The organism is Streptomyces avidinii, from assembly GCF_045161815.1.
GTDB lineage: Bacteria > Actinomycetota > Actinomycetes > Streptomycetales > Streptomycetaceae > Streptomyces > Streptomyces avidinii.
Genome location: NZ_CP108863.1, coordinates 4,807,568 through 4,831,679, shown reverse-complemented (window position 1 = coordinate 4,831,679; position 24,112 = coordinate 4,807,568). Strand labels below are relative to the sequence as shown.

The 24,112-nt window shown below is 70.7% G+C and carries 24 protein-coding genes; 14 read left to right on the top strand and 10 right to left on the bottom strand.

The annotated features are described in order from the left end of the window. Positions 1-19: 19 nt before the first annotated feature. The 6 genes from OG373_RS21625 to pstB all read left to right on the top strand — a co-directional run bounded on the left by OG373_RS21625 (position 20) and on the right by pstB (position 7,642). Complete coding sequence (locus OG373_RS21625; protein ID WP_405439755.1) at positions 20-2,296, top strand: RNA degradosome polyphosphate kinase; 2,277 nt, start codon at positions 20-22, stop codon at positions 2,294-2,296. Then, on the top strand, positions 2,277-3,251 hold the full coding sequence (locus tag OG373_RS21620) for a CHAD domain-containing protein (protein ID WP_405439754.1): 975 nt from the start codon (positions 2,277-2,279) through the stop codon (positions 3,249-3,251). The genes OG373_RS21625 and OG373_RS21620 overlap by 20 nt, the downstream gene beginning before the upstream one ends. A gap of 247 nt (positions 3,252-3,498) precedes the next feature. Next, the gene (gene pstS / locus OG373_RS21615) at positions 3,499-4,635 is read left to right on the top strand and encodes a phosphate ABC transporter substrate-binding protein PstS (RefSeq protein WP_405439753.1); all 1,137 of its coding nucleotides are present in this window, start codon (positions 3,499-3,501) and stop codon (positions 4,633-4,635) included. Positions 4,636-4,763: 128 nt separating this feature from the next. Next, the gene (gene pstC, locus OG373_RS21610; RefSeq protein ID WP_405439751.1) at positions 4,764-5,753 is read left to right on the top strand and encodes a phosphate ABC transporter permease subunit PstC; all 990 of its coding nucleotides are present in this window, start codon (positions 4,764-4,766) and stop codon (positions 5,751-5,753) included. Next, positions 5,753-6,835 (top strand): phosphate ABC transporter permease PstA, encoded by a 1,083-nt coding sequence (gene pstA, locus OG373_RS21605; RefSeq protein WP_405439750.1) that lies wholly within the window; start codon positions 5,753-5,755, stop codon positions 6,833-6,835. The genes pstC and pstA overlap by 1 nt, the downstream gene beginning before the upstream one ends. A gap of 30 nt (positions 6,836-6,865) precedes the next feature. After that, positions 6,866-7,642 (top strand): phosphate ABC transporter ATP-binding protein PstB, encoded by a 777-nt coding sequence (gene pstB / locus OG373_RS21600; RefSeq protein ID WP_052875692.1) that lies wholly within the window; start codon positions 6,866-6,868, stop codon positions 7,640-7,642. A 139-nt stretch (positions 7,643-7,781) separates the two neighbouring features. Here pstB and OG373_RS21595 read toward each other — a convergent pair whose 3' ends face one another. Together OG373_RS21595 and OG373_RS21590 are read right to left on the bottom strand one after the other, a co-directional pair. Then, on the bottom strand, positions 7,782-8,780 hold the full coding sequence (locus OG373_RS21595; RefSeq protein ID WP_405439749.1) for an anion permease: 999 nt from the start codon (positions 8,778-8,780) through the stop codon (positions 7,782-7,784). Positions 8,781-8,785: 5 nt separating this feature from the next. Then, positions 8,786-9,406, bottom strand: a complete 621-nt coding sequence (locus tag OG373_RS21590; RefSeq protein ID WP_008742369.1) for a DUF47 domain-containing protein — start codon at positions 9,404-9,406, stop codon at positions 8,786-8,788. A gap of 194 nt (positions 9,407-9,600) precedes the next feature. On the opposite strand from OG373_RS21590, the gene OG373_RS21585 reads away from it, so the two are divergent. Next, positions 9,601-9,927, top strand: a complete 327-nt coding sequence (locus tag OG373_RS21585) for a metal-sensitive transcriptional regulator (RefSeq protein WP_405439748.1) — start codon at positions 9,601-9,603, stop codon at positions 9,925-9,927. 129 nt (positions 9,928-10,056) lie between these two features. Here the strand turns inward: OG373_RS21585 and OG373_RS21580 are convergent, their stop codons facing one another. Continuing rightward, entirely contained in the window at positions 10,057-10,203 is a 147-nt protein-coding gene (locus OG373_RS21580; RefSeq protein WP_162498481.1) for a hypothetical protein, read from the bottom strand. A 180-nt stretch (positions 10,204-10,383) separates the two neighbouring features. Further along, on the bottom strand, positions 10,384-11,229 hold the full coding sequence (locus OG373_RS21575; protein ID WP_405439747.1) for a hypothetical protein: 846 nt from the start codon (positions 11,227-11,229) through the stop codon (positions 10,384-10,386). Between the two features lie 131 nt (positions 11,230-11,360). Between OG373_RS21575 and OG373_RS21570 the strand changes: the two genes are divergently transcribed. Both OG373_RS21570 and OG373_RS21565 read left to right on the top strand, forming a co-directional pair. Then, positions 11,361-11,576 (top strand): hypothetical protein, encoded by a 216-nt coding sequence (locus OG373_RS21570; protein ID WP_405439746.1) that lies wholly within the window; start codon positions 11,361-11,363, stop codon positions 11,574-11,576. Positions 11,577-11,652: 76 nt separating this feature from the next. Beyond that, positions 11,653-11,865 (top strand): hypothetical protein, encoded by a 213-nt coding sequence (locus OG373_RS21565; RefSeq protein ID WP_405439744.1) that lies wholly within the window; start codon positions 11,653-11,655, stop codon positions 11,863-11,865. 182 nt (positions 11,866-12,047) lie between these two features. Here OG373_RS21565 and OG373_RS21560 read toward each other — a convergent pair whose 3' ends face one another. The 5 genes from OG373_RS21560 to OG373_RS21540 all read right to left on the bottom strand — a co-directional run bounded on the left by OG373_RS21560 (position 12,048) and on the right by OG373_RS21540 (position 17,305). Continuing rightward, entirely contained in the window at positions 12,048-12,776 is a 729-nt protein-coding gene (locus OG373_RS21560; RefSeq protein WP_397738869.1) for a phosphatase PAP2 family protein, read from the bottom strand. Positions 12,777-12,977: 201 nt separating this feature from the next. Then, positions 12,978-13,985 carry an NlpC/P60 family protein gene (locus OG373_RS21555; RefSeq protein ID WP_405444146.1) on the bottom strand — a complete coding sequence of 336 codons (1,008 nt, stop codon included), beginning with the start codon at positions 13,983-13,985 and terminating at the stop codon, positions 12,978-12,980. A 76-nt stretch (positions 13,986-14,061) separates the two neighbouring features. After that, complete coding sequence (locus OG373_RS21550; protein WP_405439742.1) at positions 14,062-15,768, bottom strand: serine/threonine-protein kinase; 1,707 nt, start codon at positions 15,766-15,768, stop codon at positions 14,062-14,064. Positions 15,769-15,840: 72 nt separating this feature from the next. Beyond that, positions 15,841-16,644, bottom strand: coding sequence for a thioesterase family protein (locus OG373_RS21545; protein ID WP_405439740.1), 804 nt, complete (start codon positions 16,642-16,644; stop codon positions 15,841-15,843). Positions 16,645-16,696: 52 nt separating this feature from the next. Further along, on the bottom strand, positions 16,697-17,305 hold the full coding sequence (locus OG373_RS21540; RefSeq protein WP_397738874.1) for a LysE family translocator: 609 nt from the start codon (positions 17,303-17,305) through the stop codon (positions 16,697-16,699). An 81-nt stretch (positions 17,306-17,386) separates the two neighbouring features. On the opposite strand from OG373_RS21540, the gene OG373_RS21535 reads away from it, so the two are divergent. Further along, complete coding sequence (locus OG373_RS21535) at positions 17,387-18,226, top strand: pentapeptide repeat-containing protein (protein ID WP_405439738.1); 840 nt, start codon at positions 17,387-17,389, stop codon at positions 18,224-18,226. A gap of 316 nt (positions 18,227-18,542) precedes the next feature. On the opposite strand, the gene OG373_RS21530 is transcribed toward OG373_RS21535, so the two are convergent. Next, positions 18,543-19,697, bottom strand: a complete 1,155-nt coding sequence (locus OG373_RS21530) for an alpha/beta fold hydrolase (RefSeq protein WP_405439736.1) — start codon at positions 19,695-19,697, stop codon at positions 18,543-18,545. Positions 19,698-19,994: 297 nt separating this feature from the next. On the opposite strand from OG373_RS21530, the gene OG373_RS21525 reads away from it, so the two are divergent. From OG373_RS21525 to OG373_RS21510, 4 genes are all read left to right on the top strand, one after another. Continuing rightward, positions 19,995-20,303 carry a hypothetical protein gene (locus tag OG373_RS21525; protein WP_008742356.1) on the top strand — a complete coding sequence of 103 codons (309 nt, stop codon included), beginning with the start codon at positions 19,995-19,997 and terminating at the stop codon, positions 20,301-20,303. A 102-nt stretch (positions 20,304-20,405) separates the two neighbouring features. Continuing rightward, positions 20,406-21,242, top strand: coding sequence for a hypothetical protein (locus OG373_RS21520; RefSeq protein WP_405439735.1), 837 nt, complete (start codon positions 20,406-20,408; stop codon positions 21,240-21,242). Further along, complete coding sequence (locus OG373_RS21515; RefSeq protein ID WP_405439732.1) at positions 21,232-22,545, top strand: hypothetical protein; 1,314 nt, start codon at positions 21,232-21,234, stop codon at positions 22,543-22,545. Before OG373_RS21520 ends, OG373_RS21515 begins: the two co-directional genes overlap by 11 nt. Continuing rightward, positions 22,542-24,104 (top strand): SCO6880 family protein, encoded by a 1,563-nt coding sequence (locus OG373_RS21510; RefSeq protein ID WP_405439731.1) that lies wholly within the window; start codon positions 22,542-22,544, stop codon positions 24,102-24,104. The genes OG373_RS21515 and OG373_RS21510 overlap by 4 nt, the downstream gene beginning before the upstream one ends. Positions 24,105-24,112 lie beyond the last annotated feature (8 nt).

Below are 24,112 nucleotides of genomic sequence, written 5' to 3'. Positions count from 1 at the left end.
TGCGCGGAAGAATGGAGTCATGAGCCACCAGCCCAGCGCAGGTCCCACCGAGGTCCCCGCCCAGCACCCGTCTCACACCCCCGGCAGCCCCTCCGGCGCCGCCCCCGGCCGGGCCGTCACCGGAGCCCATGCCCGCATAGGCTCCATCTCCGCGCACCGCCCGCACGTCGACCTCGAACCCGATCTCGACGCCGATCTGGACGCCTACGACGACAAGGACGGCGACGAGCTGCCCCCGGGCCGCTTCCTCGACCGGGAGCGCAGCTGGCTCGCCTTCAACGAGCGGGTGCTGGAGCTCGCCGAGGACCCGACGACCCCGCTGCTGGAGCGCGCCAACTTCCTGGCGATCTTCGCGAGCAACCTCGACGAGTTCTTCATGGTCCGCGTGGCCGGCCTCAAGCGGCGCATCGCGACCGGTGTCGCCACCCGTTCGGCCTCGGGCCTGCAGCCCCGCGAGGTGCTGGACCTCATCTGGACGCGCTCGCGCGAACTCATGGCCCGGCACGCCGCCTGCTTCCAGCAGGACATCTCCCCGGCACTCGCCGAGGAGGGCGTGCACCTGATCCGCTGGCCCGATCTCACCGAGAAGGAGCAGGCCCGCCTCTTCACCCTGTTCCGCAACCAGATCTTCCCGGTGCTGACCCCGCTGGCCGTGGACCCCGCGCACCCGTTCCCGTACATCTCCGGCCTCTCCCTGAACCTGGCCGTGGTCGTCCGGAACCCCGTCAGCGGTCACCGCCACTTCGCCCGGGTCAAGGTCCCGCCGCTCCTCTCCCGCTTCCTGGAGGCCTCCCCCCAGCGCTACGTCCCGCTGGAGGACGTCATCGCCGCGCACCTGGAGGAGCTGTTCCCGGGCATGGAGGTGCTCGCGCACCACATGTTCCGCGTGACCCGCAACGAGGACCTGGAGGTGGAGGAGGACGACGCCGAGAACCTGCTCCAGGCCCTGGAGAAGGAGCTCATGCGGCGCCGCTTCGGCCCGCCCGTGCGCCTGGAGGTCGAGGAGTCCATCGACCCCGGCGTACTGGACCTGCTGGTGCAGGAGCTGAAGGTCAACGCCTCCGAGGTCTACCCGCTGCCCGGGCCGCTGGACCTGACCGCCCTCTTCGGGATCGCCTCGCTGGACATCCCGGAGCTGAAGTACCCCAAGTTCGTCGCCGGCACCCACCGTGACCTCGCCGAGGTCGAGTCCGCGTCGGCGCCCGACATCTTCGCCGCCCTGCGCGAGCGGGACGTCCTGCTGCACCACCCGTACGACTCCTTCTCCACCTCGGTGCAGGCCTTCCTGGAGCAGGCCGCCGCCGACCCGGACGTCCTCGCCATCAAGCAGACGCTCTACCGCACCTCCGGCGACTCCCCGATCGTGGACGCCCTGATCGACGCGGCCGACTCCGGCAAGCAGGTCCTCGTACTCGTCGAGATCAAGGCCCGCTTCGACGAGCAGGCCAACATCAAGTGGGCGCGCAAGCTGGAGGAGTCCGGCTGCCACGTCGTCTACGGGCTCGTCGGCCTCAAGACCCACTGCAAGCTGTCGCTCGTCGTCCGCCAGGAGGGCGACCAGCTGCGCCGCTACTCGCACGTCGGCACCGGCAACTACCACCCCAAGACCGCCCGGCTCTACGAGGACCTCGGCCTGCTCACCGCCGACCCGCAGGTCGGCGCGGACCTCTCCGACCTCTTCAACCGGCTGTCCGGCTACTCGCGCCGCGAGACCTACCGCCGGCTGATGGTGGCGCCCCGCTCGCTGCGGGACGGACTGATCGCGCGGATCGACAAGGAGGCCGCCCACCACAGGGCCGGCCGCCCCGCGTACGTCCGGCTCAAGATGAACTCGATCGTCGACGAGGCCCTGATCGACTCGCTCTACCGGGCCGCCCAGGCGGGCGTGCCCGTCGACATCTGGGTGCGCGGGATCTGCGCGGTGCGCCCCGGAGTCCCCGGGCTCTCGGAGAACATCCGGGTCCGTTCGATCCTCGGCCGCTTCCTGGAACACTCCCGGGTCTTCGCCTTCGGCAACGGCGGCGAACCCGAGGTGTGGATCGGCAGCGCCGACATGATGCACCGCAATCTCGACCGCCGTATCGAGGCACTGGTCAGGGTCACCGACCCGGCCCACCGCGCGGCACTGGACCGAATGCTGGAAACCGGCATGTCCGACGCCACCTCCTCCTGGCACCTGGGCCCGGACGGCGAGTGGACCCGGCACAGCACGGACGCGGACGGCCTGCCGCTGCGGCACGTACAGGAGACGCTCATAGACGCCCGGAGGCGCCGGCGTGGCTCAGCCAAACCATGACCCGATTACGGCGACGGCGGACGCGGGTGACGTGCTCGGCGCGTACCTGCGTGCCCAGGCCACCGCATTCCTGCGCGCGCTGCGCCTGCACGGTGAAAGCGCAGCGAGCGGTGCGGAAGCCGCCGAAGGAAGCGATGCGGCGCGCAGCCTGCGGGGGGCTGCGCGCCGCATCAGCGGATCCCTGGCCACCTTCCGGGTGGTGACCGAGTCCTCCTGGGCCGACGGGCTGCGCACCGAGCTGGTGTGGCTGTCCTCGACCCTGGCGGACGAACACGCGTACGCCGCCCGGCTGACCCGGCTGGTGAACGCCCTGCACCGGCTGTCGGGCTCCCCGGAACTGCCGACTCCGCGCGGCTCGGCCGGTGCGGCCGGCTCGCTGACGGTGGGCTCGGCGCGGGCGGGCGCCCTGCTGGAGCGCCAGCTGACCCTGGCCCGTACCCGCGCCCACTCGGCCACCCTGCAGGCGCTCGGCTCCTCCCGCTTCCACGCGGTGGCGGACGCGGTGGCGGTGCTGGCCTCGGAGGTTCCGCTGGACGCGGTCGCGGCCCGGGGGCGGGTGGCGGACGTACTGGTTCCTCTGGCGGCCGTGGCCGAAACCCGGCTGTCGGCGGCGGTCTCGGCGCTGCCCCCGGTCGACGCCGCCCACCCGTACAACGCGGACCACGACGGGCCCTGGCACGAGGTACGCCGCCTGCTGCGGGTCCACCGGTACGCGCGGGAGGCACTGGGCGAGGACGTGACCCGGCCGGCGGCCGCGGGCGATGCCCTGGACCGCCACCGTGACGCGGCCGAGGCGGCCACCGCCTCGGCGACGGCGGCCCGCACCCCGCGGATCGCCCCGGCCACGGCGTACGCCCTCGGCGTCCTGCACGCCGACCAGCGCCACGAGGTCGAAGCCGCGCGGCTGGATTTCCACCACATCTGGCTTCCCGAGCCCGCGGTCACGCCGCGATAACGTACGGATAACGGATGATGACGCCTGTGTGCGATCGGCCGGGGGCGCACCGGGTCGTCCGCCACGGTTCACCGCCCGTTCACTTGGCCCGGTCGGCTGCTTCACCTGTTCTGCCTAATTTCGGTGATGCACGGAGCGAGTCGCTAGCAGACGGAGCAGCTCAGCCGCGCACCACCGACGCAGTCCTCTTCGCACGCCGCCCCGACACAGAAAGCGGCCGGCGGCTTCTGGAAGGAACACCCGAAAAGTGAAGCTTCAGCGCAAGAACATGCTTCGTGCCTCCGCCCTCGGGGCGCTTGTCGTGTCCGGCGCCCTGGTCCTCACGGCGTGCGGCTCGGACGACAACACCAAGGGCGCCGACGGCTCGGCGAAGCCCTCCGCGGCTGCCGCGGGCGACATCAAGTGCGACGACGCCAAGGGCAAGCTCCTGGCGTCCGGCTCCTCCGCGCAGAAGAACGCGATCGAGCTGTGGATCAAGAACTACATGGCCGCCTGCTCCGGCGTCGAGGTCAACTACAAGTCCTCCTCCTCCGGTGAGGGCATCGTCGCCTTCAACCAGGGCACCGTCGGCTTCGCCGGCTCCGACTCGGCGCTGAAGCCGGAGCAGGTCGAGGAGTCGAAGAAGATCTGCACCGGTGGTCAGGGCATCGACCTCCCGATGGTCGGCGGCCCCGTCGCCCTCGGCTTCAACGTCGCCGGCGTGGAGAAGCTGAACCTCGACGCCGCCACGATCGCCAACATCTTCAACGACAAGATCAAGAAGTGGGACGACGAGGCGATCAAGAAGCTGAACCCCGGCGTCACGCTTCCCTCCACCGCCATCCAGGCCTTCCACCGCTCCGACGACTCGGGCACCACCGAGAACGTCACCAAGTACCTCAAGGCCGCCGCCCCCGACGCCTGGCCGCACGAGGCCGCGAAGAAGTGGGCCGCCCCCGGTGGCCAGGCCGCCTCCGGCTCCGCCGGTGTCGCCGCGCAGGTCAAGCAGGTCGACGGTGCGATCGGCTACTTCGAGCTCTCCTTCGCCAGCGCCCAGGGCATCAAGACCGTCGACCTGAACACGGGCGCCGCCGCCCCGGTCAAGGCCACCGGTGAGAACGCCTCCAAGGCCATCGCCGCCGCCAAGATCTCCGGCACCGGCTCCGACCTGGCCCTGAAGCTCGACTACACCACCAAGGCCGAGGGCGCCTACCCGCTCGTCCTGGTGACCTACGAGGTCGTCTGCGACAAGGGCAACAAGGCCGAGACCCTCCCGACCGTGAAGTCCTTCCTGAACTACGCCGCCTCGGACGCGGGCCAGAAGGTCCTCCTCGACAACGGCTACGCGCCGATCCCGGCCGAGATCAACGCCAAGGTTCGCGAAGTCATCAACACCCTCGGCTAAATCCTGACCCCCGAGGTGTCGGCCGCCCCCGTCCGGGCACCGACACCTCGGGGACCCTTCCCCTTCACCCGGGGGAATCCGGTGCACCGCCGCCAGGGGGCCTGCCCCCCACACAGACCGGAAAGACCATGGCTTCCACCACACCCACCCAGATAGACACGGCTCCGCCTGTCGCCAAGAGCGGAAGGTCCACCGGCCGCGCCGGTGACAAGATCTTCTCCGGGCTCTCCAAGGGATCCGGCATCCTGCTCCTGGTGATCATGGCGTCGATCGCCGCCTTCCTCACCTACCGCGCCACGATCGCCCTGTCGAAGAACGAGGGGAACTTCCTCACCACCTTCGACTGGAACGCGTCGGCCAACCCGCCCGTCTTCGGCATCGCCGTCCTGCTCTTCGGCACCGTCGTCAGCTCGATCATCGCGATGGCCATCGCGGTTCCGATCGCTGTCGGCATCGCCCTGTTCATCTCGCACTACGCGCCGCGCAAGCTGGCCGCGCCCCTCGCGTACGTGGTCGACCTGCTGGCCGCCGTGCCGTCGATCATCTACGGCATCTGGGGCGCGCTCTTCCTCGTCCCGCAGCTGAACGGCCTGAACCTCTGGCTGGACGAGTACCTCGGCTGGACGTACGTGTTCGAGAAGACCCAGGTCGGCGTCGCCCGTTCGCTCTTCACCGTCGGCATCCTGCTCGCGATCATGATCCTGCCGATCGTGACCAGCGTCAGCCGCGAGGTCTTCCTCCAGGTCCCGCGCATGAACGAGGAGGCCGCCCTGGCCCTCGGCGCGACCCGCTGGGAGGTCATCCGGATGTCGGTGCTGCCCTTCGGCCGCTCCGGTGTCATCTCCGCCTCGATGCTCGGTCTCGGCCGCGCGCTCGGCGAGACCATGGCCGTCGCGACCGTCCTCTCCCCGAGCTTCCTGATCTCCGGCCACATCCTGAACCCGGGTGGCGGTACCTTCGCGCAGAACATCGCCGCGAAGTTCGACGAGGCCAACGAGTTCGGCCGGGACGCGCTGATCGCCTCCGGTCTCGTCCTCTTCCTGCTCACCCTGCTGGTCAACGGTGCAGCTCGCCTGATCATCGCTCGCCGCAAGGACTTCTCGGGGGCGAACGCCTGATGAGCCACGCAATCCAGGACCAGCGGCCCACCCGGGCCCGTAAGTCCGCCGCCCCCGCCAGCCTCACCCGCGGCGGCCTGCCCCGCTGGGCGCCGGCCGCCGTCGCGGCCCTCGCGATCGCACTCGGCTGCGGCCTCGGCCTCGTCTTCGACCTGCACAGCAAGGTCCAGTGGGGACTCATCGCGGCCCTGCTGTTCATCGGCATCACGTACACCGCCAGCGCGATCGTCGAGAACCGCCGCCAGGCCAAGGACCGGGTCGCGACCTCCCTCGTGTGGGTCTGCTTCGTCCTCGCGGTCATCCCGCTGCTCTCGCTGATGTGGACCACGATCAGCCGCGGCCTGGAACTGCTGAGCGGCAACTTCCTCAGCCACTCCATGAACGGTGTGACCAGCTTCGACGAGGGCGGCGGCGTCTACCACGCCCTGCTCGGCACCATCGAGCAGGTCGCCCTCGCCACGCTGATCGCGGCCCCCATCGGCCTGCTGACCGCCGTCTACCTGGTCGAGTACGGCAAGGGCCGCCTCGCCCGGGCCGTCACCTTCTTCGTCGACGTGATGACCGGCATCCCCTCCATCGTCGCGGGTCTGTTCATCCTGACGACCTGGAACCTGATGCTCGGCTTCGGCCCGTCCGGCTTCGCCGGCGCGATGGCCCTGTCGATCCTGATGATGCCGGTCGTGGTCCGCTCCACCGAGGAGATGCTCAAGCTCGTCCCGAACGAGCTGCGCGAGGCCGCCCTCGCCCTCGGTGTGCCGAAGTGGCGCGTGATCCTCAAGGTCGTGCTCCCCACCGCCATCGGCGGTATCTCCACCGGTGTGATGCTGGCCGTCGCCCGCATCGCCGGCGAGACCGCACCGATCATGCTGCTGGTCTTCGGCACCCAGCTGATCAACGGCAACCCCTTCGAAGGCGCCCAGTCCTCGCTCCCCCTCTACATCTGGGAGCAGTACAAGGTCGGCAGTGAACCCTCCTACGACCGGGCATGGGCCGCAGCGCTCGTCCTGATCGCCTTCGTCATGATCCTCAATCTGGTGGCCCGCGGCATCGCCCGCTGGAAGGCCCCGAAGACCGGTCGCTGACGCGACTGTATGAAAGCGAAGTGACCCCTCATGGCGAAGCGAATCGACGTCTCCGGACTGTCCGCCTTCTACGGAACCCACAAGGCCATCGATGACATCTCGATGACCGTGGAGCCCCGCTCCGTGACGGCCTTCATCGGCCCCTCCGGCTGCGGCAAGTCCACCTTCCTGCGCACCCTCAACCGCATGCACGAGGTCACCCCCGGCGGCCGCGTCGAGGGCAAGGTCCTGCTGGACGACGAGAACCTGTACGGCGCCGGCGTCGACCCGGTCGCGGTCCGCCGCACCGTCGGCATGGTCTTCCAGCGCCCGAACCCCTTCCCCACCATGTCGATCTTCGACAACGTGGCGGCGGGCCTGCGACTGAACGGCAGCTTCAAGAAGTCCGAGCTCGCGGACATCGTCGAGAAGTCGCTCCAGGGCGCCAACCTCTGGAACGAGGTCAAGGACCGCCTGAACAAGCCCGGCTCCGGCCTCTCCGGCGGTCAGCAGCAGCGTCTGTGCATCGCCCGCGCCATCGCGGTCGAGCCCCAGGTCCTGCTGATGGACGAGCCCTGCTCGGCCCTCGACCCGATCTCCACGCTGGCGATCGAGGACCTGATCGGCGAGCTCAAGGAGCGCTTCACGATCGTCATCGTGACGCACAACATGCAGCAGGCGGCCCGCGTCTCGGACCGCACCGCCTTCTTCAACCTCTCGGCCGTCGGCCAGCCCGGCAAGCTCATCGAGCTCGACGACACGGACCGGATCTTCTCCAACCCGTCCGTCCAGGCGACCGAGGACTACATCTCGGGTCGCTTCGGCTAAACCCGGGACAGGCGTCCTGCGGTGCTGCATGGCGGTGCCACCGCAAGGCGAAAGAAAGAAAAAGGGCCGGCTCCCCCTGGGTGGGGGGAGCCGGCCCGCTTTCGTACCCCGCTGCGCCCGGCGGCGGGGCGGGGTCCCGCTAGCCGAAGGCCAGGTTCACGATCCAGAAGCTGAGCGCGGCGACCAGCGCCGCGGCCGGCATCGTGATGAACCAGCCCAGGATGATGTTCTTGGCGACGCCCCAGCGGACCGCGTTCACACGCTTGGTCGCGCCCACGCCCATGATCGCCGAAGTGATCACGTGGGTGGTGGAGATCGGCGCGTGGAAGAGGTACGCCGAGCCGAACATGATCGAGGCACCCGTGGTCTCGGCCGCGAAGCCCTGCGGCGGGTCCAGCTCGATGATCTTGCGGCCGAGCGTACGCATGATGCGCCAGCCACCCGCGTACGTACCCAGCGACAGCATCACGGCACACACGACCTTGACCCAGACCGGAATCGGCGCGTCGGCGCTCTGCACGTCGGCGATGACCAGCGCCATCACGACGATGCCCATCGTCTTCTGCGCGTCCTGGAGACCGTGACCCAGCGCCATGCCGGCCGCGGACACGGTCTGCGCGATACGGAAGCCGTGCTTGGCCTTGTGCGGGTTGGACCGGCGGAACATCCACAGGATGACCACCATGACCAGGTAACCGACGACCAGACCGACGACCGGCGAGACGAACATCGGGATGACGACCTTGTCGATCACACCCGACCAGATCACCCCGGTACCGCCCGCCAGCGCCGCGCCCACCATGCCGCCGAAGAGCGCGTGCGAGGAGGACGAGGGCAGGCCGAAGTACCAGGTGATCAGGTTCCAGACGATCGCGCCGACCAGCGCCGCGAAGAGGATCCACATGCCGGTGGGGCCCGTGGGCGTCTCGATCAGGCCCTCGCTGACCGTCTTGGCGACCCCGCTGCCCAGGAAGGCGCCGGCGAGGTTCATCACGGCGGCCATCGCGAGGGCCGCGCGCGGGGTCAGCGCCCGCGTCGAGACGGAGGTCGCGATCGCGTTCGCCGAGTCGTGGAAACCGTTCGTATATGTGAAGCCGAGCGCGACACCGATGGTCACGACCAGAGCAAAGGTGTCCACGAGGTTCAGGACTCCTTGACCGCGATGGTCTCCACCGTGTTCGCGACGTGCTCGAACGCGTCGGCCGCCTCTTCGAGCACGTCGACGATCTGCTTGAGCTTCAGCACCTCGATGGCGTCGTACTTGCCGTTGAAGAGCTGGGCGAGCAACTTGCGGTGGATCTGGTCGGCCTGGTTCTCAAGGCGGTTGACCTCGATCCAGTACTCGGTGAGGTTGTCCATCGTCCGCAGGTGCGGCATGGCCTCGGCGGTCAGCTCGGCCGCGCGCGCCAGGACCTCGATCTGCTGCTCCACACCCTTGGGAAGCTCCTCGACGTTGTAGAGGACGACGAGGTCGACGGCCTCCTCCATGAAGTCCATGATGTCGTCGAGCGACGAGGCCAGGTTGTAGATGTCCTCGCGGTCGAACGGCGTGATGAAGGAGGAGTTCAGCTGGTGGAAGATCGCGTGAGTGGCGTCGTCCCCCGCGTGCTCCGCTGCCCGCATCCGCTCCGCGATCTCGGCCCGGGCGGAGGAGTCCGCTCCGAGCAGTTCCATCAGGAGCTTGGAGCCCGTGACGATGTTGTCCGCGGATGCGGCGAACATGTCGTAGAAGCTCGTCTCCCTGGGGGTCAGACGAAATCGCACGTGAGGTCCTCGGGGTGCATTGGATTCGGTCAGGCTGATGCTAGGCGCATCCCCCGGCCACGGCTAACCGGCCGTTCCCCAGTGTCCTCCATCAGGCAGAGTGAGGACCACGGACCCCTGCCCTGTGCGGCGGGGCCCGGTATTCTATACCCACGAGGGGTATGCATCCCTCGTTCCGGACCACGGGAGGACGTATGACGACCATCGAGGCGGAGGGCTCCGCGGAGGGCTCCGGGACCGTCCACGGCTACCACCACCAGAAGGACGAGCACCTCAAGCGACTGCGCCGGATCGAGGGTCAGGTCCGCGGCCTCCAGCGGCTCGTCGACGAGGACGTCTACTGCATCGACATACTCACCCAAGTCTCCGCGAGCACGAAGGCACTGCAGTCCTTCGCCCTCCAGCTGCTGGAGGAACACCTGCGGCACTGCGTAGCCGACGCGGCGGTCAAGGGCGGCACGGAGATCGACGCCAAGGTCGAGGAAGCCACCAAGGCCATCGCCCGCCTCCTGCGCACGTAACCGCCCCGGCCGATCCCAGCCCCGCCGGCGTTCGAAGCGCGGGGTCCGGGGCGGAGCCCCGGCACCGGCGGGCAACGGCGAGCAGCAGCATGCCCTGCGCCACCCCGCCGGGAGGCGAGCGGCGAGCGGCTACTGCCCGAGCAGGACCTCGTCGATGCGGTCCAGGCTCAGCCGCTCCTCGACCGCCGCCGACGCGGCGATGATCAGCTCACCGCACAACTCGATCTCGGCGAGAGCCACGTGGTCCTGCACCGTCGTACCGCCTGCGGGAGTCACGCGTGTCACCTCAATCTGCCACCGGCCACCGGCCGTCTTCGGTCATACCGCACCGCACCACGCGCCGGCGCCCGACTTCTCAGCGTAGGGAGCCCGCGCCTCCCCCCGCATGACACGGATGGACCATTTCCGGATACCGGGCCATGGCCCGATCGCGCCGCCCCTCCCCCACCATCCCCACTAGTCGGCGATCTTCCCGGCGTAAATGTCCCCGCTTGCGGGCAATACGACGGTCACCGGCGTCCCGAACCCGTAGAGCAGCGTGGTCGACGACACATCGATCACGCCATTGTTGACGTACGTGAACCGGTGCCTGACCTTCCGCAGGCGCCCCTCCTCGTCCAGGTAGGCGTCGAACGGCACGGCGTCCTTGCTGAACCCTTTCGCCGCAGCCTCCAGCGCCCCCCGTACTCCCGGCGACGCGCTCGCCGCCGCCCGCCCGATGTCCGTGGTCCCCCGGTAGTGGCGCACCCTGGTGCCCGCCACCTCGGTCTCCCCCACGTACGTCACCTGCTGCACGCCCCGCAGCAACTCGGCCGCGACCACCGGATCGGTGGCCCCGCCCGTGACGAGGTTCCCGTCGCTGAGGGTCGTCGTGTCGACCCGGACCCACTTGTCGTCCGGGACGCCCGCGCCGCGGTTCTTCATGTACAACGCGCCCGGCACGAGCAGCTCGGTGATGGGCCGGTGCTCGGCCTTGCCCTTCACATCGGCCGGGAGCATCACCAGGAGCTGCCCCATCCGGTTCTTGAAGTCCACCCCGCCCTCGCCGCGGATCGTGACCCGGGTCCCGCCCGTGGCCATCTCCATGGCCGTACGGGCCCGGGCGCTGCCGGCCCTCGCCAGTGCGTCGGCGGCCCCGCGGACCACCGCCGCCGCGTCTGCCGCCGCATCCGCCGCCGGGGGCCGGTCGTCGTTCCCGCCGCCCGCGCACCCGCTCATCGCCGTGACCGCCAGGGCGACGCCGGCGGCGAGCACCGCCTCACCCGCACGCCCGCGTCGACGCCTGTGCTGGTGAACCACCATCGCCTGCCAACCCCCAACGCATGACCGCTGCTTGCCCGAGGCCCCCACCCGCTCCGCTTAACGAGGTCCGGGGTTTCCCGTCACGGGGACGCGCCCTCCCCGCCCGGCGCCCGCCCCGGTACCGTGGAGATGTGGAACCGCACACCGACGCGACACCGGTCCGTCCGCTTGACTCCCTGCCGCTCCCGCGGCCGCACACGCAGCCGGAACCACCGACCGGGCACACCACATCCACCGCCGACCGCGGATCGTTCTGTCTCGCCGTCTGCACCTGCGGCTGGAGCGGTCCGGCCCGCCGCTCGCGCGACCTGGCCCGCAAGGACGCCGCCCGCCACCCGGCGCCGTAGGGGACGGGCCGTGTCTTCCTAGGCCGTTCGGACCGCCCGGCTGGCAGGGGTCCGCCGCAGCCGCTGCCCTGGACTCATGCCAGGATCCGCAGCCCGCCTCGCGGCCCTCCTCTGGGCCCTGCTCATCGCGCTCACCCCGGCCGCCGCGGCCTGGGCCCGACCCCTGGGCTCGGCGGACAGCCCGGCCGACGTGGCCCTGGCCGTCGGACTCACCTCCGCCGCGGCCGTGGCCACCGGCTGGTGGCTGCGCGCCCGGTACCGCCGCGACGCCGACGGCGGCGATCCATGACGCCCCGACCCCGACCCCGACTTCGGCCTCGGCTCCGGCCACGGCCCGCGCAGCGGCCGCGGTCCCGGCCGACGGCGGTCCGGATGTGCTTCGGGGCGGCGGTGCTGTGCCTGCTGGCGGCCGTGCTGCTCGCCGTGTGGAACTCGTACGCGCAGACCTGAACCCGGCCCGCCGCCTTCACATCAGGCGGCGAGGTCGCTCTCGTGCGTACGCTGCCCCGCGGGCGGGGTCTGCGCCTGCGGCAGATCGACCGGCCGGGGCAGCGCGCGGCCCTTGGCGCGTACGAGCCGGCCGGCGCGCCGGGACCGGGCCACCGCCCGCACCGCCGGGTTCAACGCCGCCATCGCGAGCGGCGCGAGCAGCAGCACCACGGCGGTGCCGAGCGCGAAGGCCCCGATGACGTCGGTCGGGTAGTGGAGGCCCATGTAGACGCGGCAGAGGCCTTCGGCGAAGGCCAGCCCGATCCCCAGGAGGCCGAACTTCCGGTTGGCCACGAACAGGCCTACGCCCAGGGCCATCGCGAGGGTGGTGTGGCCGCTGACGAAGGAGAACTCGGTGTGCCCGAGCCCCGAGCCGAAGCCGGGATCGAGCACCTGGAGGCCCTCGTGCTGCATGAACGGCCTCGGCCGGCCCACGAACTCACGCAGCGGCACATTCACGAGCAGCGCCAGCCCGGCGGCCAGCGGGGCCCAGACGAGCGCGGCGAAGGACTCGACGGCGACGGCCTCGTCCTGCCGGCGGGCACCGTGCCAGCACCACAGGACCAGGAGCACCAGGGCGAGCAGGATCCCGTACTCCCCGACCAGGCTCACGACCCGGTCCAGCCACGCCGGAGCCTGCCGGGCGGCTCCGTTGATCTCGTACAGCAGGCTGACATCCACGTTCGGCCCACCTGTTGTGAGTCCAGCCATGGTGATGCGGCCCCTTGCCTTGCCGTGGTCCCCTGCGGACGCACCCCTGTGTGCGCCCCTTCGCCCCCGCTTGATCAACCCCCGCGTTCATGGAACGCCCGTTCTGGCTCCTACGTTCCATTCTCCACGCAATGATCACTCCAACGTTATCGAAGAGTGACTCATCGTCGCAGCTCAGGGCCTTTGCATTACGGTGAGTTACTACGAGGCCCGACCAGCGGCGGGGCGCTCCGGAAGGGCCTCCGCACCATCCTTGGTCACACGCGTCGCGCCGAAGTAGTCGGGGGTGTCGATCTTGTCGAACCGGATGACGGCACCGGTATAAGGGGCGTTGATCATGTACCCGCCGCCCACGTACAGCCCGACGTGCCGGATCTCCCGGGAGTTCGTCAGATCGTCGGAGAAGAAGACGAGATCACCGGGCAGGAGTTGATCGCGGGAGGGGTGCGGGCCGGCGTTGTACTGGTCGTTGGCCACCCGCGGCAACTCGATCCCCACGGTCTCGTACGCGGCCTTGGTCAAGCCGGAACAGTCGAACCGCCCGTCCTGGTCGGGCGTCCCGTTCCCACCCCACAGATACGGCGTCCCGAGCTGCTTCTGCGCGAAGTAGATGGCCCCTGCGGCCTGTTGCGAGGGCGCCACCCGCCCGACGGGCCGCTCGAAACTCTTGGCCAGGGTGGCGATGGCCTTCACGTACCCCTGGGTCTCCTTGTACGGAGGCACCCCGCCGTACTTGATGACCGCATAGGCCCCCGCGTTGTAGGCCGCGAGCATGTTGGACGCGTCGTCCCCCGGCACGCTCGCCACGTCCTTGGCCAGCTGGCAGTCGTAGGAGGCCGCCGAGGGAATCGCGTCGTTCGGGTCCCAGATGTCCCGGTCCCCGTCCCCGTCCCCGTCAATGCCGTGGCCCGCCCAAGTTCCCGGAATGAACTGCGCGATGCCGCGCGCGTCCGCCGGACTCACGGCGCTCGGGTTCCAGCCGCTCTCGGAGTACAGCTGGGCAGCGAGCAGGGCCGGATTGATGGCCGGGCAGAGGTTGCCCCACTTCTCAACCAGCGCCTGGTACTTCGCGGGGACGGCGCCCTTCGCCAACCCCACCGCACGACCACCCGCGCCGGACCCCACGAGTCCCGCCGCCGCCGAGTACGTCCCCACGACGAGGAGCGCCACGAACGTCAGACACAGCCCGAACCCGATCCCGCCGACCATCCAGAATCTGCGCACCCGTCAACCCTCCCCCATCCCTGTCACTTCAACGTGCGAATCGGCCGTGTCGCATGTCCTACTACCCCACTCGGAAGCCGGAACAGGCGATGCTCGCGTACTTCGTAGGATCATCCTCGACGTGGTAGAAGACGACCGTCCAGTCCCCGGGGTCGGCGGACAGGGGCACAGCGGGCCACGTCCTGCCCGCGGCGTGCATCGTGAAGTCGTCCGGGTAGGTGAGCGTCACGTCGCCACCCGACTTCCAGTGCGTATAGATGTCGACGGGCTTGCTCGTATAGCCGACGGCCCGGTTGTCCATGGGAAAGGGCTTGCCCGTGGACGGCTCGATGTCGTGGGGGGACTTGACCGCCACGGAGACGTAGTACGGATCCGGCGCGGACTGAGCCATCTCCGCGTACTTGATCCGCATCTTGACGGACGCTGACCTGCCCGGCTTCCCATTGACGCTGGTGGTCGACACGGCCGACTGGAAGCCCGCACCAGGAGACTTCTCTTCGGCGGGCTGGTTGCACTGACCCACCCCCTGCACGGCCAGGTCCAGGTCGGGGGAGCCCGTCCACACATAGCGCGAGATCTGGTTGTTGTCGATGTACTCGGCCGGTGGCTTGGCAGCACCCTTGGAGCCGGTTGCCTCGGGGGCCCGCCCGCCCTGCGCCGCAGGAGGGGTACTCGCGGCACCACCCTTGTCGGCCCCGCCCCGCGCCGCGCCCCCGCTGCTGCCGCCGTTTCCGCTGCCGTCGAACGGGAGCAGCTTCCACGCCGTCAGGGAGAGCGCCGCCGCCACGGCCACCACCGCACCGACCCGGGCCCCGCGTCGCAGCCGCGCTCCCCGGGCGGCCTGCGGAGCCTGCTCGGGAGCCGTCGGGACGTACGGGTAGCCGGGGCCCTCGGTGCGCATCTCGTGCACCGGAACCGGGTCGCCGAGCACGCCCAGTGCCGAATACACCGGATCGTCGATCAGCGCGTCCCGCACCCCGCAGCGCCGGATGACCTCGGCCGGATCCGGCCGCACCGCCGGATCCTTCGCCACGCACGACTCGATCAGCCCCGCCAGCCCCGGCTCCACCCCGGCCACGTCGATCGGCTCGTGCACCGCCCGGTAGCTCACCGTCGCCGCCACGCCCGTCCCGAACGGCGGCCGCCCCGTCGCCGCGTACGCCAGCGTCGCGCCCAGCGCGAAGACGTCCGCCGCGGCCCCGGCCTCCGCGCCCAGCAGCACCTCCGGCGCCGTGTACCCCGGCGTCCCCGGAGCCTGCCCGTCCTGCGTGAGGGCCGTCTCGCCCACGCCCCGCGCGATGCCGAAGTCGATGAGCTGCGGCCCCTGCGCGCCCAGGATGACGTTCTGCGGCTTGAGGTCCCGGTGCGTCACCCCGTACGCGTGCACGCTCGCCAGCCCCTCCGCGAGGGCCGCGAACAGCCGCCGGCAGGTGTCCACCGGCAAACCACCGCGCTCCGCCACCGCATGACCGAGCGTCGGCCCCGCCACGTACTCGGTCGCCAGCCAGTACGGCGCCGCTGCCAGCGAGGCGTCGATCAGGTTCGCCGTGTACGCCGACCGCACCGCACGCACCGTCTCGGCCTCACGCCGGAACCGGGCCAGCGCCTCCGGATGCCCGGTGATCTCGTCGCGGATCACCTTCACGGCGACCAGGCGCCCACCGGGCGACCGCCCGAGATACACCTGTCCCATCCCCCCGGCGCCGAGCCGGGCCAACAGCGCATGCGCCCCGATCTGCGCGGGGTCGACGTCTCTCAGGGCCTCCACCGGCACGAGCCTGCCACACCGACTCCCGTGCCACGGAGGCGGGTTGAGATGCGGCCGGCCGGCAGGACACTCCTAGGAGCGCGGCGCCACGTACAGACTCTGCGCGCTCCGCCCGATGGGCCCCTTCTCGTCGTGCAGCAGCGCGTCCGCCAGCCCGATCCCGGCGGCGTCCACACTCGTACGGGCCTCCACGCACGCCCACTCGCCCACCGGGTGGCGGTGGAGGTGCACGGTCAGGTCACCGTTGATGAAGACGTACCGGCCGAAGTCCATCACCGAACTGATCCCGTTGCCCGAGTCTGCGGCGATCAGCACCCGGTCCAGCGGCCTGGTCTCCTCCCCGGCGACGAGCGGCACCCTCATCCGCATCCAGCAGGTGCCGGGGCCCAGTTCGACGAAGGCGCCCTCGGTGAACCGGGTCTCCATGGCCGAGTGGTAGCCGGTCTCCCACGGCACGGGGAAGAACGGCGTCACCTCCACCTCCCCGGGCGGCGGCAGCTGCGGTCCCGGGACCACGGCGGGCACGGCCTCCTCGGCGACCCGGATCCGCAGGGCCCGCGCGAGCATCACGGGCGCACCGCCCGCCGGGGCGAGGGCGGCCTCGACCACCTCGGTACCGCGCCCGGCCCGCAGTACGGCGGTGGTGATCTCCAGCTCGCCGATCGGGACCGGGCGCAGGATCTCGTACGTGATCCGTGCGATCCGCATGTCCGTCCGCGCACCCGCCCGATCCTCGACGGCCCGCCCGAGCAGCGCGGCCGGCGGCCCGGCATGCTGCGAGCCCGGGTCCCACGGCCCCCGCGTGTACTCGGTGGCCAGGAACCGCCCGGCGTCGATCCGCTCGAAGAACCCCTCGTACCCTTCGCCAGCACCCATACCGCTCACGCTACCGACAGGTAACCGCGGCCACCACCCCCTGACCACGCACTCAACGGGCGAACCCCAGCCCCACCCCCAGCCCCACCAGCACCGACCCGATGGCCCGGTTCAGCGCCTTCTGCGCCTTCAGCATCCGGTCGCGCAGCCGGGAGACGGAGAAGAACAGCGCGACCGCCCCGAACCAGCCCAGGTGCGCCGCCGACATGAACAGCCCGTAGCCCGCCTGCTGCCACACCGGGGTCTCCGGGTTCACCACCTGCGTGAAGGTCGACACCACGAACAGCGTCGTCTTCGGATTGAGCACATTGGTCAGGAACCCCGACCGCATCGCCCCCAGCCGGGTCAGCTGCGGCTTCGACTCCAGGTCGACGGTCACCTCCGCCCGCGCCCGGAAGGTCCGTATCCCGATCCACACCAGATACGCCGCACCCGCCAGCTTGATCACGGTGAACAGGGTGGTGGAGGACGCGATCAGCAGACCGACGCCGAGCATCGTGTAGGAGACGTGGACCAGCACGCCGGCCGCGACCCCGGCGGCGGCGAACAGCCCGGTGGGGCGCCCGTAGAGATAGCTGTTGCGGACCACCATGGCGAAGTCGGCACCGGGACTGATCACGGCGAGGAGAGTAATAACAGCGACTGCGATCACTTCTGTCATACGGGGATGCTCACCGCCGCCGCCCCCTGGATCAAGACCCCCGTGGATCAAGTCCCCGGGGACCCGACGCGACGGGGGACAATGGACAACGTGCCGAACCACCCCGCCGCCGCCCTCCCCCCGCTCCCCGTCCTGCAGGCCGACTGCGCGAACTGCTTCGCGCTCTGCTGCGTGGCGCTGCCCTTCGCCAAGTCCAGCGACTTCGCCGTGAACAAGCCCGCCGGAACCCCCTGCAAGAACCTCCGGCAGGACTTCCGCTGCGGCATCCACACCCGGCTGCGCGACAAGGGCTTCCAGGGCTGCACGGTCTTCGACTGCTTCGGCGCGGGCCAGCAGGCCTCCCAGGTCACCTTCGGAGGCCGCGACTGGCGCACGCACCCGGGCACGGCCGCCCAGATGTTCGAGGTCTTCCCGGTGCTGCGGCAGCTGCACGAGCTGCTCTTCTACGTCAGCGAGGCCCTGACCCTCCCGGCCGCCGCCCCGGTCCACGCCGAGCTGCGGCGGGCCCTGACGGAGACCGAGGAACGGACCCGCGCCGACGCGCAGGCCCTGGCCGACCTGGACATCGGCCCCCTCCGCCAGCAGATCGACACGCTGCTCCTGAAGACCAGCGAACTCGTACGGGCGAAGGTGCCGGGCCGCAAGAAGAACCACCGCGGCGCCGACCTGATCGGCGCGCGCCTGTCGGGGGCCGACCTCCGCGGCGCGAACCTCCGCGGCGCCTACCTGATCGCCGCCGACCTCACCCGCGCCGACCTGCGCACGGCGGACCTGATCGGCGCGGACCTCCGCGACACCGACCTCCGCGGAGCGGACCTCCGCGACGCCATCTTCCTCACCCAACCCCAGCTGAACGCGGCCCAGGGCGACCCCACCACCCAATTCCCCCCCACCCTCACCCGCCCCACCCACTGGACCTGACCCGACTCCCCCTCGTTCCCCCAGCGCCGCCGACGCTTGAGGCCGCGGGGTCCGGGGCCGAGCCCCGCTCTTTCAGCCCCACCGACGTTCGAGGCGGCCTCCCGACCCCATGGGCGTTCGAGGCGGCCTCCCCAGCCCTGGCGACGCTCGAGGCGCTACCCCCAGCGCCGCCGGCGCTTGAGGCCGCGGGGTCCGGGGCCGAGCCCCGCTCTTTCAGCCCCGCCGGCGTTTGAGGCGCGGGGTCCGGGGCGGAGCCCCGGCAACGGCCCCGCACCCGCCCCACCCACCGGCCCACCCACCCGGGCGGCGACGGCCCTCACACCCGCGCCAAAAACCCCCGCACGGCAGCGAAGTACCCCTCCGGGTCCCCGACCCGCACCGCATGCCCCGCCGGCAATTCGACCAACCGCACCCCCGCCCTCCGCACCGTCATCTCCCGCGCATGCTCCGCCGACAGCACCCCGCTCCGATCCCCCCGCACCAGCAGCGTCGGCTGCCGCACCCGCAGCCAGTCCCCCCAGTGGTCCCCGTTCAGCCCGCGCTGGGACTCCACCATGTCCTCCACCTCGAACGCGGTCCCCCACCCGTCCGGGTACTCCCGCAGGGACCCCTCCAGGTGCGGCGCGGCACTGCCCACCCCCGCCAGGAACTCCTCCCGCGTCGCGGCCCTCCTCGGCCACTCCCGTGCGAACGACACGTCGCCGTCGACCACCGCCCCGATGTCCTCGACCACCACCGCCCGCACCAGATCCGGCCGCCGCGCCGCGAGCTGGTAAGCATTCACCCCGCCCAGCGAATGCCCCAGTACCACCGCCGGCCCCAGCCCCAGCTGCTCCAGCAGGGCCGCCGCATCCGCCACGTACCCCTCCCGCGAGTACTCCCCCGCACGGTCCGATTCCCCGTGCCCCCGCTGGTCCAGGGCGATCACCCGCCACGCCGGACCCACCTCCCGGGCCAGCCGCCCGAAGGCCGTCGTCCCCGACCCGAAGTGCCCGTGCAGCGCCAGCAGCGGAGCCCCCGGCCCACCGAAGTCCGTATGGGCGAGCCGCCGCCCGTCCTGCGTCAGCATCACCCCCGGCAACGGCCCCAGCTTGTCGATGACCCGCTGCCGCAGCAGCTGGTACTCCTCCCACCGCCTCCGCAGCCGCCCACCCGGCCGCTTCACGACCCGCCCCGGCGTAACCGTCTCTCCCCGCCGGAACTGTTCCCTCGTCAGATCGATCCGGATGCCGCCGGGCAGCAGGTTCCACCAGTGGTAGCCCTCCTGCCGGCCGTCGTGGAAGACCTCGCCCAGCACCAGGTCCCCACCCACGAGGTCCTGCACCACGAGAGCGGTGATGTCACAGTGCCCCCAGCCGGGATTCTCCGGAGTCCAGGGGATCTTCGTGATGTCGGAGGGCTCGCAGGTCTCGGCCGACCACCCCGCCCGGATGGCCGCCTCGAGGTCCGCGAGAGTCCATACAGTCGTCATGGTCCCCAGCGTGCCGCACCCCACTGACAACGCCGTCGCCCGCGCCACCGCGCACCCACAAGACGACAATCATTGCCCGGCGTCACCCCCCGTGATACACAGAGTGACCGGAAGTTCTCGCGCGTACACCCCGCCCCTGCCCAGGTCAGAGCGCGGAATCGGAGCGCGGGCCGCGAGATCGGGTAAAGAGAGCCGTCAAGTCGACGACGGCGGCGGTTTCATCAGCGAAGATAGTGCGTAACCCCTGCCGTCGGGCAAGGGCCTTCCGGAACTACCCATACAGGGGCGGTGAGTTACATGATCCTGGCAGCCGAAAAGGGCGACATCACCACCATCATCGGCGGAATCGCCCCGAACTGGGGGCCTTTCGGCAGTCTCGGCAACGAAGCGAAGGTCATGATCGAGGTGGTCATGGCCGTGGCGATCCTGCTCTGCCTGGGCATCGCCATCTGGGGGGCGGCCAAACAGCGCATCGGCGCGACCGCCCTGCGCGACACGTTCAGCGCCGAACAGGGCAAGGGCCTGATCGTGGCCGGCCTCACCGGAGTCTTCATCATCGGCTCCCTCGGGACGCTGTTCACGATCGTCTACGGGATGGCCGTCTAGCCGGGTCGCGCGCCGGAACCCGTAGCTGATGACGCATCACCACACCACATCCACGCGGGAACCAGCGCTACCGTCGTACGACGCGGAGGGGGCGAACAGGGAATGAGCAACGACGACCAGTACGGCGGCGCCGGCGGCTACGGCGAGGTCGGCGGCACCGGCCAGACCCGCACCCGCCTCCCGGACTCCCCGGCCGACCCCTACGGCCCCACCCGCCGCACCCCACGCACCTCCCGCAGCCTGATCACGGTGGTCGGCGTGGTGGTCCTCCTGATCGCGGCCATCGCCTTCGCCAACTCGGGCCCGGACACCCCCTCGGACCCCGCCTCGGACAAACCCCCGGCCACCTCCTCCACGGCCGCCACGGGCACGGACCCGGTCACGGGCAAATCCGCAGGCATCCCCAAGGGCTTCGCCCACGACGAACAGGGCGCGCAGTCGGCCGCCGCCAACTTCGCGGTGGCGCTGGGCTCTGACGGCATGTTCAACACCAGCCGAAGAGGCCCCATCGTCCAGGCGGTGTACGCACCGGACGTCGCCGCCGCGCGGCAGAGCGACCTGGACCGCGCCTACACCGATCCGCAGTTCCTGGCGCGCATCGGGCTCGACGCCGCCGGAAAGGCCCCCAAGGGTCTGACCTTCATCTCCCGCACGAACCCCGTGGGGACCAAGGTCGAAAAGTACAGCGCGGACACCGCGACCGTGTCGGTCTGGTACTCGACCCTCTTCGGCCTCGCCGGCGAAGGCTCGAAGAGCCCAGTCACGGAAAGCTGGTACACGAACACGTTCGAGCTGCGCTGGATCGACAACGACTGGCGCATCGCCGACTTCACCCAGAAGGACGGGCCGGCCCCCGTGGGCCAGGACCAGCGGGCTGCCACCGCCGAGGAGATGGCCGCTGCCGTATCGCAGTTCGGGGGGCTCACCTATGCACGCTAGCCGTCGCGGCTTGTCCTTCGCGGCCGTCCTGGCCGCAGTACAGGCGACCGCGGTCCTGCTGTCCACGCGCGCGGTGGCCGCGCCCACGCCTGCACCGACCCCTGAGGCGACCAACAATCCCTGCGACCTGATCCGAGGTCCGGCCAAGGAATACTGCGAGCGCGGCAACGGCGGCGGAACCGGCGGAGCCCCCGGCCTCGCGCCCAGCGACCCGGCCGACGCCCTCAACCCCCTCGCCTCCCTGGCCCGCGGCTGCGCAGACGCCGCAGCCTGGATCGTCACCAAGCTCAGCGAAGCGGTCAAGGGCTCGGCCGAGGTCGACTTCACCAACCCCGCCTTCCTCAAGCAGTACGCCGTCGTCTTCGCCGCCTCCACCATCCTCACCCTCGTCCTCTGGCTCTTCGCCGTCGCCAAGCGAGCCGTCCGCGGCGTCCCCCTCACCACCGCCATGTCCGAAGCCATCGGCTTCCTCTGGCTCACCGTCCTCGCCTCCGCCTTCACCCCCCTCATCCTCTACACCGTCGTCTCCGCCACCGACGGCGTCACCGAGGTCATCGCCTCCGCCGCCGGCGGCCAGACCGACGTCTTCTTCGGCTCCTTCTCCGAAGCCCTCAAGAAGGGCGACGACATCGGCGGCGGCCCGATCATGCTGATCGTCGTCGCACTCGTCACCGTCCTCGCCGCCGGCGTGCTCTACCTGGAGCTGTTCATCCGGGCCGCCCTCCTCTACGTCGGCGCCCTCCTCGGCGTCGTCGTCTACTCCGGGCTCGTCGACCGCAACCTCTGGGGCCACGTCCGCCGCTGGGCCGGCATCATGATCGCCGTCATCCTCGTGAAGCCGGTCATCGTCATCGTCCTCGGCCTCGCCGGCGCCCTGACCGGCGAGAAGGGCCCCAACGCCTTCTCCGCCGTCGTCACCGGCCTCGCGATCATCCTCCTGGCGATCTTCGCCTCCGCGATGATCTACCGCTTCGTCCCCGGCTTCGGCGACGAGATCGCCTCCGCCCGCGCGGGCCGCAGCAAGGCCACCGACGGCGCCCAGGCGGCCGCCGTCATCAGCTCCCCGGCCTCCCTCGTCTCACAGGGCATCAAGACCCACAGCAGCCGCGGCGCCCACCGCGGAGGCGACGGCGGCGGCGGCAACAGCGCGCCCCGCCCCGCCAACCCCCTCTCCGGAGGCGTGGCCGCCCACAGCAGCCGACCCACCTCCGGCGGCGGGGCCGGCGGCGGATCTGTCCCCTCCGCCGCACCCCCGCCCCGCACGAGCTCGAGCACGAGGAACACAGGAGGTGACGGGCGTTGACGACCCAGTCCCACCAGATGCACCCGGTCGCGCCCCGCCGCACGTATCTCATCGGCCGCGCCCGGCCGAACGCGATCGTCGGCAAGAACCGCGAGACCGGCGAGATCTCCCTGATCATCGCCGGGGCGTTCTTCGGCATGATGAGCGGACTGCTCGTCCCGGACCTCACCCTGCGCATCGTCAGCCTCGCAGGCTTCCCCATGCTCGCGCTCGCCGCCGTGTACGTCCCGTACAAGGGCCGCACCTTCTACCGCTGGTTCGAGATCAGCCGCAGCTACAAGAGGACCCTGCGCCGCGGTACGACGTACCGCTCCGGCGCCATGGAAGCCGGCATCCGCGGCTCCGACGGCCGCGAGGTCGAGGTCGGCCCGCCCCCCGGCATCGGCCGCATCAACTGGCTCGCCGCCCCCTTCGGCCCCGACGAGATCGCCGTCCTCCTGCACGCCGACCGCCGCACCGTCACCGCCGCCATCGAGATCGAGGGCCCCGGCGTCGGCCTGCGCGACAGCGAGGACCAGGAGGCCCTCGTCGACCGCTTCGGCACGCTCCTCAAGCACGTGGCCAACGGCGACGGCTTCGTCACCCGCCTCCAAATGCTCGCCCGCACCCTCCCCGCCGACCCCGACGCGCACGCCAAGGACGTGGCCCAGCGAGGCGACACCCAGTCCCCCGGCTGGCTCCGCGACTCCTACGACCAGCTCCAGTCGATGGTGTCCACCTCCTCCGAGCAGCACCGCGCGTACCTCGTCGCCTGCATGCACTACACGCGCGAACTCGCCGCCGAGGCCAACGCCATCGCCCGCGCCGGCACCCCCCACAAGGGCCGCAAGCTCGACCGCGACGCCGGCCTCGCCATCGTCATGGCCCGCGAACTCACCGACATCTGCGCCCGCCTCGCCGAGGCCGACATCCGCGTCCGCCAGCCGCTCGGCCAGGGCCGCCTCTCCTCCCTCGTGCACTCCATGTACGACCCGGACCACCCCATCGACCACATCCAGGCCATGACCAAGCGCAACGCCTGGCCGGCCGAGCTCGACGCGGTGGAGCCCACCTTCCTCCAGGCCAAGACCCGCGAGTCCTCCACCCGCGCCCCCTGGTGCCACGCCACCGCCTGGGTCAAGGAGTGGCCGATGACGCCGGTCGGCGTCAACTTCCTCGCGCCGCTGCTCGTCCACACCCCCGACGTGATCCGTACGGTCGCCGTCACCATGGACCTGGAGCCCACCGAGGTGGCCATCGAGCGCATGCTCACCGAGAAGACCAACGACGAGGCGGACGCCTCCCGCGCCGCCAAGATGAACCGGACCGTCGACCCGCGCGACATCGCCGCCCACGGCCGACTCGACCAAAGAGGTGAAGATCTCGCCAGCGGTGCGGCGGGAGTCAACCTCGTCGGGTACATCACGGTGTCCTCGCGTTCGCCGGAGGCACTCGCCCGCGACAAGCGGACGATCCGCGCTTCCGCCGGCAAGTCCTACCTGAAGCTGGAATGGTGCGACCGCGAGCACCACCGCGCCTTCGTCAACACCTTGCCGTTCGCCACCGGCATCCGACGCTAGCTGGAGGG